Origin of the sequence: Desulfosalsimonas propionicica (assembly GCF_013761005.1) — a bacterium.
GTDB lineage: Bacteria > Desulfobacterota > Desulfobacteria > Desulfobacterales > Desulfosalsimonadaceae > Desulfosalsimonas > Desulfosalsimonas propionicica.
Map to the genome: position 1 here is coordinate 472,661 of NZ_JACDUS010000003.1, position 14,647 is coordinate 487,307.

The 14,647-nt window shown below is 53.5% G+C and carries 17 protein-coding genes; 16 read left to right on the forward strand and 1 reads right to left on the reverse strand.

Going from position 1 to position 14,647, the window contains the following annotated elements; genetic code table 11:
* The first annotated feature begins 15 nt into the window (after positions 1-15).
* The 15 genes from HNR65_RS08085 to HNR65_RS08155 all read left to right on the forward strand — a co-directional run bounded on the left by HNR65_RS08085 (position 16) and on the right by HNR65_RS08155 (position 10,965).
* The gene (locus HNR65_RS08085; RefSeq protein WP_181550966.1) at positions 16-732 is read left to right on the forward strand and encodes a FliA/WhiG family RNA polymerase sigma factor; all 717 of its coding nucleotides are present in this window, start codon (positions 16-18) and stop codon (positions 730-732) included.
* A gap of 28 nt (positions 733-760) precedes the next feature.
* Positions 761-1,162 (forward strand): hypothetical protein, encoded by a 402-nt coding sequence (locus tag HNR65_RS08090; protein ID WP_181550967.1) that lies wholly within the window; start codon positions 761-763, stop codon positions 1,160-1,162.
* A 130-nt stretch (positions 1,163-1,292) separates the two neighbouring features.
* Positions 1,293-2,021, forward strand: a complete 729-nt coding sequence (flgF, locus tag HNR65_RS08095) for a flagellar basal-body rod protein FlgF (RefSeq protein WP_181550968.1) — start codon at positions 1,293-1,295, stop codon at positions 2,019-2,021.
* 34 nt (positions 2,022-2,055) lie between these two features.
* The gene (gene flgG / locus HNR65_RS08100) at positions 2,056-2,844 is read left to right on the forward strand and encodes a flagellar basal-body rod protein FlgG (RefSeq protein WP_181550969.1); all 789 of its coding nucleotides are present in this window, start codon (positions 2,056-2,058) and stop codon (positions 2,842-2,844) included.
* 4 nt (positions 2,845-2,848) lie between these two features.
* Positions 2,849-3,793 carry a flagellar basal body P-ring formation chaperone FlgA gene (flgA, locus tag HNR65_RS08105; protein ID WP_181550970.1) on the forward strand — a complete coding sequence of 315 codons (945 nt, stop codon included), beginning with the start codon at positions 2,849-2,851 and terminating at the stop codon, positions 3,791-3,793.
* A 1-nt stretch (position 3,794) separates the two neighbouring features.
* Complete coding sequence (locus HNR65_RS08110; RefSeq protein WP_220128317.1) at positions 3,795-4,511, forward strand: flagellar basal body L-ring protein FlgH; 717 nt, start codon at positions 3,795-3,797, stop codon at positions 4,509-4,511.
* A 16-nt stretch (positions 4,512-4,527) separates the two neighbouring features.
* A complete protein-coding gene (locus tag HNR65_RS08115) occupies positions 4,528-5,628 on the forward strand; it encodes a flagellar basal body P-ring protein FlgI (RefSeq protein WP_181550971.1) in 1,101 nt (366 codons plus the stop codon).
* Positions 5,629-5,652: 24 nt separating this feature from the next.
* On the forward strand, positions 5,653-5,970 hold the full coding sequence (locus HNR65_RS08120; RefSeq protein WP_181550972.1) for a rod-binding protein: 318 nt from the start codon (positions 5,653-5,655) through the stop codon (positions 5,968-5,970).
* A 153-nt stretch (positions 5,971-6,123) separates the two neighbouring features.
* Positions 6,124-6,414, forward strand: coding sequence for a flagellar biosynthesis anti-sigma factor FlgM (gene flgM, locus HNR65_RS08125; protein ID WP_181550973.1), 291 nt, complete (start codon positions 6,124-6,126; stop codon positions 6,412-6,414).
* Positions 6,407-6,772: a hypothetical protein gene (locus tag HNR65_RS08130; RefSeq protein ID WP_181550974.1), complete on the forward strand. Its 366-nt coding sequence runs from the start codon at positions 6,407-6,409 to the stop codon at positions 6,770-6,772. Before flgM ends, HNR65_RS08130 begins: the two co-directional genes overlap by 8 nt.
* 3 nt (positions 6,773-6,775) lie before the next feature.
* Positions 6,776-8,440, forward strand: a complete 1,665-nt coding sequence (gene flgK / locus HNR65_RS08135) for a flagellar hook-associated protein FlgK (RefSeq protein ID WP_181550975.1) — start codon at positions 6,776-6,778, stop codon at positions 8,438-8,440.
* A gap of 6 nt (positions 8,441-8,446) precedes the next feature.
* Positions 8,447-9,388 carry a flagellin N-terminal helical domain-containing protein gene (locus tag HNR65_RS08140; protein WP_181550976.1) on the forward strand — a complete coding sequence of 314 codons (942 nt, stop codon included), beginning with the start codon at positions 8,447-8,449 and terminating at the stop codon, positions 9,386-9,388.
* 183 nt (positions 9,389-9,571) lie between these two features.
* Positions 9,572-10,078 carry a cache domain-containing protein gene (locus HNR65_RS08145; RefSeq protein WP_181550977.1) on the forward strand — a complete coding sequence of 169 codons (507 nt, stop codon included), beginning with the start codon at positions 9,572-9,574 and terminating at the stop codon, positions 10,076-10,078.
* Between the two features lie 195 nt (positions 10,079-10,273).
* Positions 10,274-10,516, forward strand: a complete 243-nt coding sequence (gene csrA / locus HNR65_RS08150) for a carbon storage regulator CsrA (protein WP_181550978.1) — start codon at positions 10,274-10,276, stop codon at positions 10,514-10,516.
* Entirely contained in the window at positions 10,513-10,965 is a 453-nt protein-coding gene (locus tag HNR65_RS08155) for a flagellar assembly protein FliW (protein WP_232364693.1), read from the forward strand. Before csrA ends, HNR65_RS08155 begins: the two co-directional genes overlap by 4 nt.
* A 31-nt stretch (positions 10,966-10,996) precedes the next feature.
* On the opposite strand, the gene HNR65_RS08160 is transcribed toward HNR65_RS08155, so the two are convergent.
* On the reverse strand, positions 10,997-12,136 hold the full coding sequence (locus HNR65_RS08160) for a hypothetical protein (protein WP_181550980.1): 1,140 nt from the start codon (positions 12,134-12,136) through the stop codon (positions 10,997-10,999).
* 1,487 nt (positions 12,137-13,623) lie between these two features.
* Here HNR65_RS08160 and HNR65_RS08165 point away from each other — a divergent pair.
* Positions 13,624-14,631 carry an HD-GYP domain-containing protein gene (locus HNR65_RS08165; RefSeq protein ID WP_181550981.1) on the forward strand — a complete coding sequence of 336 codons (1,008 nt, stop codon included), beginning with the start codon at positions 13,624-13,626 and terminating at the stop codon, positions 14,629-14,631.
* Positions 14,632-14,647 lie beyond the last annotated feature (16 nt).

Consider the following 14,647-nt stretch of genomic DNA (forward strand, 5'->3'; position numbering starts at 1 on the left):
AAAGAGGAAGGCACAATGATGTATCAGGCAAATGTATATGATCAAAGAGATGAGCTGATCCGGTCCCACCTGGATTTTGTGGATTTTGTCGTATGCCGGATGCGGCCCCAGATTCCGGTATTCGTTTCCATGGACGAGCTGCGTAGCGCTGCAATGCACGGTCTCATGGAAGCTGCTGCCCGGTTTGATCCGTGTCGGGGTGTGATGTTTAAAACCTATGCGGAAACCCGTATCCGGGGAGCGATTCGCGATGAACTCAGGAAAATGGACTGGTTTTCACGGTCCATGCGCGAAAAGCACAACCGGGTCCTCCGGGAGATCAAACAACTGGAGCAGGATCTGGGCCGGACGCCCACGGAAGAAGAGATCGCCGGGGCCATGGACATGGAATTGGGCCAGTATCACAAGATGTTAAACGAAATCGGCCACCTGGGAATTGTCAGCCTCCATGAGGTGCTAGACGGCGATTCCGGCGGCGATACGTTTATGGATCAGCTCGAGGATCCCCGCACCCGGAGCCCGGAGGACTCCCTGGGCAAAAAGGAGTTGGTGGGTATGCTGGCCGGCGCCATTGACAGCCTGACGGAAAAAGAGCGCCTTGTGGTGACGCTGTTTTATTACGAGGAATTTACCCAGAAGGAAATTGCCGGCATCCTGGAACTTTCCGAGGGCCGGATTTCACAGCTTCACAGCCAGGCGCTGGTCAAGCTAAAGGCAACGCTGCCCCAATAGCCTGAAGCGGTTTTCAAGGATTGTGCAAATGGACTCCCTAACGACTCTAGTGATCTTTATGTTTTGTCTGGCGGGCATTGCCTGCGCCGTTGTCCTGGCCGCTGCCATCTGGTGCCGCCGGGTGATTTTGTCCATAAACAGCCGGATCAATGAACTCAACGGCCGGCTTCGGGAAATGGAAGACCGGGCCGGAAGCGTTTGCGAGAACACGGACACCCAGGCCCGGAGCCTGACTTCAGATCAGCTAAGCGCCCGGTTTGAGCAAGCTGATAAAATGCCGGCACATGATGTTTCCGCCAAATACCGGCATGTGGCCCGTCTGGCACGTTCCGGGCTGGGCGCAGCCGAGCTTTCGGAAATTATGGATGTTTCGCTTATGGAAGCAGATCAGATGCTTTTGCTGGCCAGGATGACAGGCAAAACCGCATAACCCCGGTCAGGGATGTTTTTTCGGGCGGTTTGTCCCTAAACCATATCCGCAAGCCGCCGATAAGCATTCTGTAAAGGATTTAAAATCACGGCCGGTTTTTCGGGTTTTAACCAAACAAGGGTGAAAATGCATGGGATCAGGAATTTACAGCGCCCTTTCGGGCGGTATTGCCAGGATGCAGAAAATGGAAACATCGATCAACAATCTGGCCAACGCGGGCAATATCGGCTACAAGGCCAGCCAGTTGTCCTTTGAATCCCTGATCAATGATCAGCTCCAGAACGGTTCGGGCAAGGGCATGAATTATTGCCGCACCGCATCCCGGTATATTGATTTTTCCCAGGGCCCGCTGGTGGAAACCAGCCGCAGTCTGGACCTGGCCATTGAGGGAGAAGGATTTTTCAAAGTGGCCGGGGAAGACGGATTTTTTTATACGCGTCAGGGCAACTTTCGTTTAGACGGAGAGGGCAATCTGGTAACCGCCACGGGCGGGTTGCAGCTGGTTGGCGGCAACGGCCCGGTGAACCTGCCGCACAATGACGTAAACATTGACGAAAAGGGGCAGATCACCGCAGACGGCGTGCAGATCGGGCAGGTGGACATCTATGGGATATCCGATATTCAGTCCCTGAATCAGCGGCCGGACGGTCTTTTTGCCCTTGACGGGGACGCACAGGAGCAGCCGGCAGCAGACGGCGCCCGGCTCCACCAGGGCAGCCTTGAGCACTCCAATGTCAGCGTCATGCGCATGACCACGCAGCTCATTGAAACCCAGCGGGCCTACAGCGCCTATCTCAATACCATGAAACTTTACAGCGATCTTGGCGAAAAGGCCCGCGAAATCGGGCGGATCGGATAGCGTCAACCAACCAAAGAATGACAAGGATAACCTCATGATTACAGCTCTATATTCTGCAGCAACCGGTATGGAGGCCCAGGAGACCAATATCAATGTGGTTGCCAATAACCTGGCCAATGTCAATACCACCGGGTTTAAAAGAAGCCGGGCCAATTTTCAGGACCTGCTTTATCAAAACGCACGGGCCGTGGGCAGCGCGGCCACGGCCGACACCCAGGTGCCCACCGGCATTCAGGTGGGGCTGGGCACCCGCACAGCCTCTGTGGAAAAGGTGCATACGGTCGGGGATCTGCAGAGAACCGGAAATGACCTGGACATGGCCATTGAAGGAAACGGGTTTTTCCAGGTGGAGCAGCCCGATGGTGAAACCGCCTATACCCGGGACGGAAGCTTTAAAAAAGACAGTGAGGGCCGACTGGTGACAGCCGACGGAAATCCCGTGATTCCGGAGATCGTGATTCCGGAAAACGCCACCAAGATCGCTGTTGGCCAGGACGGGACGGTCACGGCATTTCTTGACTCCGAGGCCGCCGGCAATGAGATCGGAACCATAGAACTGGCCCGTTTCGGCAACCCGGCCGGACTCATCAGCCTGGGCAACAACCTGCTTCAGCAATCCGACGCATCCGGGGACCCGATACTCGGAGAGGCGGCCAATGATGGTTTCGGCGGCATTGCCCAGGGGTTTCTGGAAGGGTCCAACGTCAGCATCATGCAGGAAATGATCGACCTGATTTCTGGCCAGCGCGCCTATGAAGTCAATTCCAAGGCCGTGAAGGCCGCGGATGAAATCCTGCAGCAAACCACCCAGCTTTTGGCGTAATCTTATGCGTGCTTTCCTTTGTTGCCTGTTGTTGATTATTGCGGCGCCCTTTTCGGCTTCCGGCCTGGAAGTCGCATTTAAAGCCGATGTGGTGGCCCGCTCGGATATGCTTACCATCGGGGATGTGGCGGAGTTGACTGCTGACTTCGAAACCCGGGAGTTGGCGGATACAGCGCTTTTTGCCGCCCCGGATCCGGGAGAAACCCGGTGTTATAAAAGCCGAACGCTTGTGGCCTATGTGCGGCAGGCTGTTTCCGGAGACCGGAAAATCAAGCGGGGCGGGGCGGAACAGGTATGCGTGCGCCATGACGGGGCCAGGCTTTCTCAGGGAAAGATCCAGACCGTGGTCAACGAGCACCTGCAGTCAGCCCTTTCGCATCTCGGGGCCAAAAAGGTGGCCTTTGAAATGCGCAACCCCCCGGAAAGCCTTAGTCTTCCAAAAGGTCAGGCTGAATATGAAATTCTGTTTGCCGGAAACCGAATACTGGATGCCCGAAAAGTTACGGTGATTGTCCGGGTGGAGGGAAACGTGGTGGAAAACCTCAGTATTGCCGGCCGGATCCGGGCCTATCTGCCCGTGGTGACAGCCGCCCGGAAACTGGGGCGCAACAATGTGGTCACTGAAAATGATTTGGTCATGCGGGAAAAAAATATTGCCGACCTGCGCCGACCCTGCCTTGATCCGGAATCAGCTGTGGGAAAGCGCGTCAGGCGGGCTGTGTCCATGGGGCAGGTGCTGGAGAAAAACGATCTGGATGCGCCGGTTCTGGTCAAACGCCGGGAGGTGGTGACAATGATTCTGGATCAGGGACCCATGCGCATCCGGGCCCGGGGCATGGCAACGGTAAACGGCAAAAAGGGCGAAGTGATCCCTGTGCAGAACATGAGTTCCAAAAGAGAAGTCATCTGCGAGGTGACCGGAAGAAAACAGGTGCGGGTGGAGTTTTAAAATGAAATCAAAATTATTCATCCTGTTGATGGCCGCCCTGGTACTGGGGGCATGCGCGGGCCAGCAAAAACCCGGGCCCGGAGAGCAATCCAGGCTTATTGAAAAACCAGCGCAGCAGGACCGGCAAACCGGGCAGCAGCAGAAAACCCCGGTTCGGGCCCAAACCGGATCGCTTTGGCAAAACAGCAGCAGTTCATTGTTTGCTGCCAATATCGCCACCGGGGTGGGCGATATCGTCACTGTCACCATATCCGAGCAGGCCAGCGCGGCAAAGGAGGCAGAAACCTCCACCGGACGATCATCTTCGGCCTCTGTGGGTATTCCCAAATTATTTGGGTACGAAACTGCCCTGGCCAACAAGAACCCCAACCTCGATCCGTCGAGTCTGATTTCTGCAAGCACGGACAATTCCTTTGAAGGCTCGGGCAGCACTTCCCGGGAGGAGCGGCTGTCGGCCACCCTGACCACACGGGTCGTGGAAGAAGTGGAGGGCGGAAATCTGAGAATTAAGGGTTCCAAGACTGTGCGGGTTAACAATGAGGACCAGATTATACGGCTGACAGGGATTGTCCGTCCCTATGACATCACAGCTTATAATACCATTGATTCCAAATACATCCTCGATGCCCGCATCGAGTATACCGGCGATGGGATTATATCCGAAAAACAGCGTCCGGGCTGGCTGGCCCGGCTCATTGACATTGCCTGGCCTTTCTGATGAAAGGAAGAGGGATATGAAAAAATTGACAATTTCCATGGTCCTGTGTCTGATGCTGGCCTGGTCTGCTTCCGGTTTCAGTGCGCGGATCAAGGATCTGACCGAACTGCAGGGCGTGCGCGACAATCAGCTTTTGGGATACGGCCTGGTGGTGGGGTTAAACGATACCGGAGACAGCGATAAGAACGGGATCACAATGCAGACCGTGGCCAACATGATGGAGCACATGGGCATGACCCTGGACCGCAGTGAAATCGATGTGGAAAACGTGGCTGCTGTCATGGTCACCGCCAATTTGCCGCCCTTTGCCCGGGCCGGCACCAAAATCGACATCGTGGTTTCGTCTTTGGGCGATGCCGAAAGCCTGTCCGGGGGAATGCTTCTGCGCACGCCGCTTATGGGAGCAGACAATGAGGTCTATGCCGTAGCCCAGGGATCGGTGGTCGTTGGCGGAATTTCCCTTTCCGGGCAGGCGGCCTCTGTTGAAAAAAATCATCCCACGGTGGGCCGGATCCCCGACGGGGCCCTGGTGGAACGGGAAGTGGGGTTTTCTTTGCCGGGCAACGGCCCGTATGTGTTTCATCTCAAGGAAGCTGATTTTACCACCATTTCCCGGATGGTGACAGCGGTGAATTCCGGATTTGAGGAAAATATCGCCCGGGCGGTGGACAGCAAGAGCATGGCCGTGGACTTGCCCGCTGATTTTTCCGCCAGCCCGGTGCAGTTTCTCTCCCGCCTGGAGAATCTGGAGGTCCAGCCGGATGCAAAGGCCAGAATCGTGGTCAATGAAAGAACCGGCACCATCGTCATGGGCGCAAATGTCCGCCTTTCCACCGTGGCGGTCGCCCATGGCAACATCAAGCTGACCATACGGGAAAGACCCGGTGTTTCCCAGCCCGCCCCGTTTAGCCGGGGAGGGCAGACCGTTGTGGTGCCTGATACCGAACTGGAAGTGGAAGAAGAGAAGGCCCGTTTCATGGTCATGGAGCGCGGTGTCAATGTGGGTGATGTGGCAGCGGCTTTAAATGCCATCGGTGTTACGCCCCGGGACGTGATCGCCATTTTTCAGGCCGTAAAAGCGGCAGGCGCCCTTCAGGCCGAGCTGGTTGTGATGTAATGCATGCAAAGGAAATAAAATCCCATGAAACTGGCACTTGATCCCGCCGTCAGCCTGCCGCAGGCCGGCGCGGGCAAAACCGATGATCCGGCAAACCGCAATGATCCCGAAGCGCTCCGGGCGATTTGCCAGGACTTTGAGTCCATTTTGATCCAATCCATGTTTAAGGAAATGCGAAAAACCATTCCGGAATCAGAGCTTTTGGATACGGGCATGGCCTCTGATCTTTTCGACGAGATGATGGATATGGAAGTGGCCCGGGACATGGCCCGAAAGGGGGGTTTTGGTTTGGCAGACCAGCTTTACAGGCAGCTGCAGGGCACCGGGGAAGGATCGGACTGAAAAATATTTTAAAGTTTTTTTGCAGTCTTGCCGATAAGTAATATCAGAAACAGGTAAAACGTATCAAAAACGGGCCTGAAAATGAAAATCCGGTGCATTTCGCCCGGATTCGGATTTCAGGCCGGCAGGGATGCAATCAAGGGACATAAGGCCATGAAGATAGATCCGGCGCATGTGGTAAAGCAGTTTGAGGCCATACACAAGAAGCAGTCTGTGAATGCTGCCGAAAAGACAGCCAAAGCCAGGGAAGGCGACAAGGTGGTTTTTTCAGAAGAACTCCGTGAAATGCAGGGTGTTAACAACGATATGTCCGCGGACGCACAGCGGCAGGCAAGGCTTGATTCGGTCAAGGAGCAGATTGCAAACGGCTCCTACTCCCCGGATTCGGTCAAGGTGGCCGAGAGCCTGCTGCAGTATATCGCGGGAACCCAAAGCCATGAATAGAGCCGAACTGCCGGCATATCTGCGGGAGCTTCAGGACCTGATCGCCCGGGAGCGCAAGGCCGCAAGCGGATTGCAAGTCGATGAAATGATGGCTTTGACCGGCCGCAAGGAGTCGCTGCTGCAGGAATTGCTTCCGGTGGTGGATTCCCTTGGAGAATTGACCGAGCAGGAACGGCAGATGGCCGATGCCGTGTACTCGGAAAACCTTAGAAATGCTTATTTTTTCTGGTCCGCCCTGAAATGGGTCCGTCAGTCTGTTTGTTTTATCAACGACCAGATATCTCCGGCATCCTACAAGGGCAACGGATGCGTGGCCCGGGCCCGTCACAGTGGGGCGCTGCTTTCCGGGAGGGCTTAGGCCATGAGTTTAAATATCGCATTGCACGCCGGGTTAAGCGGGGTTTTGACCCACCAGAAGCAGGTGGAAGTCACGGGCAACAATATCGCCAATGTCAATACTCCGGGCTATTCCCGGCAGACCCTGAGTGTTTCGCCCGGCAAGGCGATAGACATGAACGGCCTGCTTCTGGGTCAGGGCGTGGATGCGGAAACCGTTAACCGGGAATATGACAAGTTTGTTTCCGGCCAGCTCGTGGAGCAGGGCGATGTGCTGGGCCGCGAGGAGGCCAAAAGCAGTCCTTTAGCTGAAATCGAGCGGATCATGGGCATTGGCGAAGATTCCCTGGCCTCGGAAATCGAGGGTTTTTTCGGGGCGTGGCATGATCTTTCCGCCAATCCGGGCGGCTCGGTGGAGCGCGATCAGGTTATCTACAAGGGAGAAAATCTGCTGGACTCTTTTTCCCAGCTGGAATCCGGGCTTGTGGATGTGCGCCGGAATATCAATGACAGCCTGAATGCCGAGGTCAACGGCATTAATCTAAAACTCCAGAAAGTCGCCGAGCTAAACGCCAGTATCAAGGACAAGCAGTCGTTGGGCCATGTGGCCAACACCGATCTGGACGAAAGGGATGTGGTGGTCAAGGAGCTTTCGGAACTCCTTGGCGTGCAGACTTTTGAAACCGGACAGGGCCAGGTCGGCCTACAGCTGCCCGGCGGGGTTCCTTTGGTGCAGGGAAACCGGGCCATGGGGTTTGAAGGCTATTACGAGGGCGGAAACCTGCAAATACAGATCCGGTCCGGTGATGTTGTCCTGGAAACCGACAGAACCAATTTCGGCGGTAAATTCCGCGGGCTGATGGAATTGCGCGACCAGTTCATCCCTGAACTGGAGCAGGATCTCGATGATTTGCGCCACGGCATTGTCACCAATGTCAACGCCCAGCATGAAGCCGGCTATGACCTGGACGGCAATACGGGGCGGTCCTTTTTCACCCGGCCGGCATCGGTTCAGAGTGAAACCGGATTTGCGGATCCCGCAGCCCTTACTCTGGATACCGGAGAGATCGAGATCAACGATAGCACCATCACCATTGATGCACAAAACAATTCCCTTTACGGCATCCGGGATGCCATCAACGACTCCGATGCAGGCGTGATTGCTTCGGTGGTGCATGACGGGACCGATTATCATCTGGACCTGACCCCGAAAACCCGGGGAGCGGATGTGGAATCCGATTTCAGCCAGCTCTCCGATTTTATAGATGAAGACACTGACGGGAATTTTTTTGACGCTGCCGGCTCCGAGCAAATCTCGGTGGCTGTCGATTCCACCGACCAGGTGGCTGCAGCCGGGTTTCCTGAAGGCGCCCCCGGTGACAATGTCAATGCGATGGCGATCCATGAATTAAACAGCTCAAAGCTTATCAACGGCGATCAAACATTTGTGGACGCATACGGGCGGATCGCAGCCACAGTGGGAACTGAAACCCGGAGAAACACCATGGCCCGGCAGGGTGCGGCCGACACCATGGATCAGCTGGAAAATCTGCGCGAATCCATGGTGGGGGTTTCGCTGGAGCAGGAAATGATCAACCTGACCTTGTTTCAGAGGGGGTTTGAAGCCTCCTCGCGGTTTGTGCAGACCATTGATGAAATGATGGGCACGCTTATCGGGTTAAAGAGGTAATCGCATATGAAATCCACCCTGGCCATGAATTACCGCATGCTTTCATCCAATCTGGAGCGGGCCTCGAACCGGCTCTATGATTTACGCCAGCAGGCCGCCACTGGCAAGCAGATGAACCGCCCGTCGGACAATCCCGCGGGCATCCGGCCCGTACTTGATTACCGGGTCAAGACCCAGGCCGCCGAGCGCAGCCTGAACCAAATGTCCATGGCTCAGGGGGAGATGCAGGTGCTTGACTCCAGTCTGGACCAGGTGGAAAACATCCTGGTGGCGGCCAAGGAAACCGGAATTGCCGCCATCAGCGGGGCGGCCAATGAAGCTGACCGCCAGACCTATGCCGATAAGATCGGCCAGCTGCGCGATGAACTGCTCCAGGCGGCCAATACCCAGAACGGGGGCAAATACATGTACGCCGGATATTCGGAAAGCACGGTGCCTTTTCGGGTGGAGATTCCCGATCCGGCCAATCCGGATGATTGGCATGTGGAGTATGACGGTGATGGTCACGCAAAGACCGTGGACATCGGTACCGGCAAACAGGTTCAGGTGGCTTTGCCCGGAAATGAGTTGTTTTTGGGCGATTATGACAATGACGGCACCACAGACGCGGACGGTGAAAATCTTTTTGCCGCTTTAAAGGATTTTGAAGCCGCCATAAAGAACAATGACGAGGCAGCCATGAACAATGGCCTGGAAACGCTCGAGGAGAGTGCCGACCAGGTCCGGCGTCTGCGGGGGCGGATGGGCAACAATGCATGGCGCATCGAGCGGGCCAGCGAGCAGTTAAGCGGTGCGGCCATTGAGTTTGAAAAGATCCTGTCAAGCTACGAGGATGCCGACGCACTGGAAGTGTTCTCCAAATTGGTGCAGCAGGAGACCGCATTTGAAGCGGCATTAAATGTCACCACCCGTATTTCCAAGCTCTCCATTCTGGATTTTATGCGGTAAAAATTTTTTTAAATAAGAAATGATTGATGGGCCTGTAAAAGGTTTTTTTTACAGGCAGTGTTAAGTTTTAAGTGTTTAAGTGTTAAGTAAAATCAAGATGTTATTTATTGTTGGCGATTATATCAGTTCTGGAACTTTTACGGGAGCATTAAATGATTATCAGATCAGAGAAAGGAGTAATTTGTGAAGAAAGTATTTTGGCTGATGGCGATGGTTGTTTTTTGTGGTTTTGGTTTTATCAATTCTGCCATTGCCGAGCAAAAAGCGACAGTGGAAGAAGTTTATGAAATGTGTATCAAAGCGGCAGATGTTCTTGAAGTATTAGGAGATGATGCGCTTTCAGAGTTTAACAACCCAGAGGGTGAATTCGTCTGGAAAGATAGTTATGTATTCGTAGCAGACTGTAGTGTTCCCACGGCAGTGGCGCATCCTTTCATCCCGGAATTGATCGGTCCTGATCAGTCCGAGTTGCAAGGTACAAGAGGAACATATTTTGTTTCTGAGCTTTGCAGTGTTGCCCAAGAGCCGGATGGCGGTTGGTTTGACTACTACTGGCCCCGCCCTGGCCACGAAGGAGATTTTCGAAAGATTTCATTTGCCATAAATGTCCCGGGACAGGACTATACTGTCTCTGCCGGCATCTACGACGAAGAAACGTCTTTGGAAAAATTGAACCGGGAAATGCGTTGATTTAGCTATAAAAGTATAACTTGGGTTTCGCCCTCCCATTGTATCTGCCGGCAGTCTCTGTGTTTATCGTTGACATGACAGGCCGTTCATGTGAAATTTTTATAAGATAGGCATGTCTCATGAACGGCCTGGTTTCGGCCGGGCTTGCCCGGAAAAATCAATCCATGTCCGATGCAGCGCCAGGGAGGGCGGCAGATGCTTGTATTGACCCGCAGAGCCGGTGAGGGAATCATCATCGGCGATGATGTGAAAGTCACGATCCTGGAAAGCCAGGACGGCAAGATCCGAATCGGGATTGAAGCCCCGCGGGATCGGAAAATTTATCGTCAAGAGGTGTATGACCGCATATGCAGGGAGAACCGGGAAGCCAGTCAGTGGGATGCGGAAAAACGCGATATTCTGGAAGCCGTGCTTATGAAAAAAGGGGGAGGCAATTGAGTTCCCAGGAAACTGACCGGAGAAAAACTCTTCAGACACCTTTTGGGGAGGTATTGTATGATCCTGAAAAAGTGGTCCGGTTTCCCGAGGGGCTTGTGGGGTTTGAAGGGCTGCGCGATTTCGTTGTGCTTCCCAACAGGGGCAAAGACGACCCCCTGTTTTGTTTCCAAAGCGTTGATGAACCGCATCTGAGCTTTCTTCTGATCAACCCGGCTTTGTTTTTCCCGGATTACCAGATCGCCCCGGGCTCCGAGGAACTGGAAAAGCTTGCCATAAGTGACTCGGATCCCTACTTTGTGCTCACCACCATTACCTTTCACGATGATCAAAGCATTACGCTTAATCTTCTGGCCCCGGTGATCTACACCCCGAAAACCGACCGGGCGCTGCAGGTGATTTTAGACGGGTTCGGATACAAGGCAAAGACGCCGTTGCCTGAAAACCAATAAAGAGCCACGACCTGGTATGCCGGCAAACATACTACCACGATGGTTCAAGCACCTGCTGTAAGATTTTTTCCGCTTCCTTGTTCCCGCCTGCAAACCCGGCTTTCAGATCCACATATACCTGTACCGGTGACACGCCGGCAATGGGCACCCGGATATCTTTTTCAATATCAGCCACAGTTTTCTCTGAAGGCCGGCAGTACTGCAGGCGCGATGCGGCCTGAACAGGATGCCCCCCGTAAAAAACCCCTGGATCTGCGCTGTGTACCACAGCCACATTGGCATCTTTTGCTCCGGTTTTTTCAAATCCCAGTTCATCTGCTTCCAGCTCCGCACTCCCGTAAATCCTTGCCTGAATTTGGCGGTAATAGTTAATGCCCGAGGCCATGTGCACGGCCGCAGACAATCCTGTAAAGGCCAACTGAAGCCCTTTTTTGCGGCAGTTTGCCGCTATTGTGTTTTCCGCCTGGAGAAAATCCGCGGATGCGTAAAAAAAGGAAACCGGTTCACGGGAGCTGTCAGCCGATGCCATGTGCTCCAGGATTTTTCGGGGGCGGGCCAATATGATCTGCTGCCGCCTGTTGTCGATCCATTCCCGGTCCTTTAGAATCTGCTTTACATTGGAAACCAGCCCCAGACTTACCCCTGCCTCTGCGGCCAGATCCCTGGCTTTCCAGTGCCGGCGTGGATGACAGAGCAGCACCCGCAGAATCCGTGCGGCTTTGGGGCGATTGAGGGATTTCAGGCGTCTTTTGTTGGTATAGGGGTTGGGCCGCCCCCGGGTGTGGAGAAACAGGCCGTCTATGGCGATTTTGCAGTTTCCGGCAAGATCCATGTATCCTACCTGGTGATTTTGGCAGATTTCAGCAGCCTGTTGGGATATGTATGGGGCGGTAAACACCGGAAATGCATGGGACCAGTTGTTTTTCTGGACCAGCAGGTGATTGACCGCCTCCCTTGCCAGTCTGGGCTCCCCGCTGGCGCGGGTATTGACCAGCAGCACACGGGTGCCGGTTTGTCCGAAAACTTCCATGACAAAATCCGGGCCATCGTTGTCGCGGATTTGCCTTTGGACAATTGTGCTGTCCACCATTCCGGTTTCATCCAAAAGCGCTTCAAGTTTTTCCTGCACGGTTTTCTGCAGTTCATCTGCGGACAAGGGCTTGCCTGTCATTTTTTTGCATCACCTGTGAGGGCCTTGATATGGGTATTTTTTAATAAAAAAACATCATAATTTTGTTTATAATCATATTTTTAACGCATGTTGAAATATAATTATAAATGAACAAAATTAAAAATCAAATAATTTTTATTAATAATATAGTGTTCAACATAAGTTGAACATTCAAAATAGATGAAATAGGCCATGAAACCGCTTCGGAGCAGACAAAACGGTTTCCTTCCTCCAAGCCGCCATCTTCACCGCAGGAGGCGTGACAGCGACAGCATGGCCGTAACCAGGGCACAATCCGCTTGTGCCTGTTTTCGCATGGGGCCGGTCGGGTGAAGTTTGTTTGTCTGCGGCGTGCTTTCGGCGATCGGACCGGAACTTTGGCTAGAATTTTAAAAACTCGGGCGGATCGCCCTCAGACAGTTTAAAATTCCGGACGCCAAAACCCCGGTCCGATCTTATGCCGAAACCGCGCCAATGCAGCCAAACAAACCACCCCCGCCCGGCCCCATGGCCAAAGCACTGGCAATATTCGGCAGCAACTGGTTTTTTCACCAAGAGTTCTTTTGAATCTGGATACCCAAAGAGTTGATCAGTCTAAAAGGGGGTCTTTAATGTGTTTTACTGAGTTCTCGAATTTGGAATAGGACTCCCAAGGAAGGCCGAAGGGCGGGGGGCGGGTTTTAGAAGCGACATTGAGAATTTTTGCGGGAAAATTCAGCCGGTGCCGGAGCCGGAAAATTTCAAACTGTCTGAGGCCGTAAGGCCGAGTTTTTGAAATTTCGGCGAAGGCATCGGCTGAATCCGCAAAAAGGCTCAGGAGCGAAAAAAACCGCCCCCGGCCGCAGGGCTTCCTTCCTCCAAGCCACCATGGCTTTCAAGCCAGAAGGAGTCACAAGCGCAACATCGGCATAACCAAGGTATAAGTAGCTTTTGTCGGTTTTCGCATGTGCCGGGTCGGGTGCGGTTTGTTTGTCTGCGGCGTGCTTTCGGCGATTGGACCGGGGCTTTGGCTGGAATTTTAAAAACTCGGGCGGATCGCCCTCAGACAGTTTAAAATTCCGGACGCCAAAACCCCGGTCCGATCTTATGCCGAAACCGCGCCAATGCAGCCAAACAAACCACCCCGCCCCGCCCCATGGCCGATGCTCTGGAAAGATGTTTCAGCAACTGGTTTTTACCAAGAGTTCCTCTGGGTTTGGATACCCAAATAGTTGGTCAGGCCGAAAGGGGGTTTCCAGTATGTTTTACAGAGTTGTCGAATTCGGGCGTGGGGCTCCAAGGAAGCCCGAAGGGCGGTGGGCGGGTTTTCCATGACGGGGGTTTGCAAGGTTTTGGAGTTGCTTGAAGAAATGTATGAGTAAGAGCAGGGCGCCAAACCGATGTTTTTTTGGCGTCATGCCTAAACAATCCCAGGTTTTGTCCGATAAGTCCTATTCAACGGTTACGGCGCAAAATTATACAGATCTGAGGGTGTTGGGGAGTTGAAAATGAGCGGCGCCTCCTACAGGCAAAAAAGTGAAGCATCCCGAAACGAACTGCAGCCGGAGGGAAATTATTTTCCCGTGTCCCCGGATACGCTCAATCCCAATGCACTGACCGATTTCCAGGTATATTTTAAACGGGGCAGCCGATACGTGCTCTACACCCGGGAACGCCAGTATTTTTCCCATGAGCTCAAGCAGCGTCTGGTGGAAAACGGCATTGATACGGTTTATATTCCGTATGATCAGCAGCCGTCCTATGAAACCTATATGCTCGACAACCTGGAGTGGATTTTAAATGATCCGGAAATTTCCGTGGATGTCCGATCGCGGGTGTTTTTGGACATTACCGCCGGGCAGGTCCAAAAAATCTTTGAAGACCGAATGCCGGCACTGGACGAAAATACCCTTGAAGGTGTGAGCCATGTCGTGAAATCAAGCCTTTCGTTTTTGTCCACCCCCGAGGCCATGGAAAATATCGGCCGGTTTGTTTCTCATGATTATCAGACTTTTTCTCACGGCGTGCATGTGTTTACCTATACCATGATGCTCATGAATTGCCTGGCCGAAGAATGGGAGGAGCAGACCCTGGTGGACGTGGGCGTGGGGGCTTTGCTTCATGATATCGGCAAAACCCACGTACCGCTCAGGATTTTAAACAAGCCGGGGCCGTTAAACGAACAGGAATGGAAACAGATCAGACTTCATCCTGTGCACGGCATGCGCATGTGCACCAATGTGGACCTGCCGCAGATGAGTTTGAATTGTATTGTGTTTCATCATGAGAAATTCGACGGCACCGGATATCCCACCGGCATGCAGCAGGAGGAGATTCCCGTGCCGGTGCGCGTGCTGACCTGTTGTGACGTCTATGACGCCATTACCTCAAAGCGGTCCTATGCCCAGGCCAAAACACCGTTTGAAGCATTAAAGATCATGGGCGATGAAATGCAGGGCGCATTGGATCCCAGGATTTTCAAAATGTTTATCAAGGTCCTGGGCAAAAAACAATAGCCCGGCATCCCAAAGT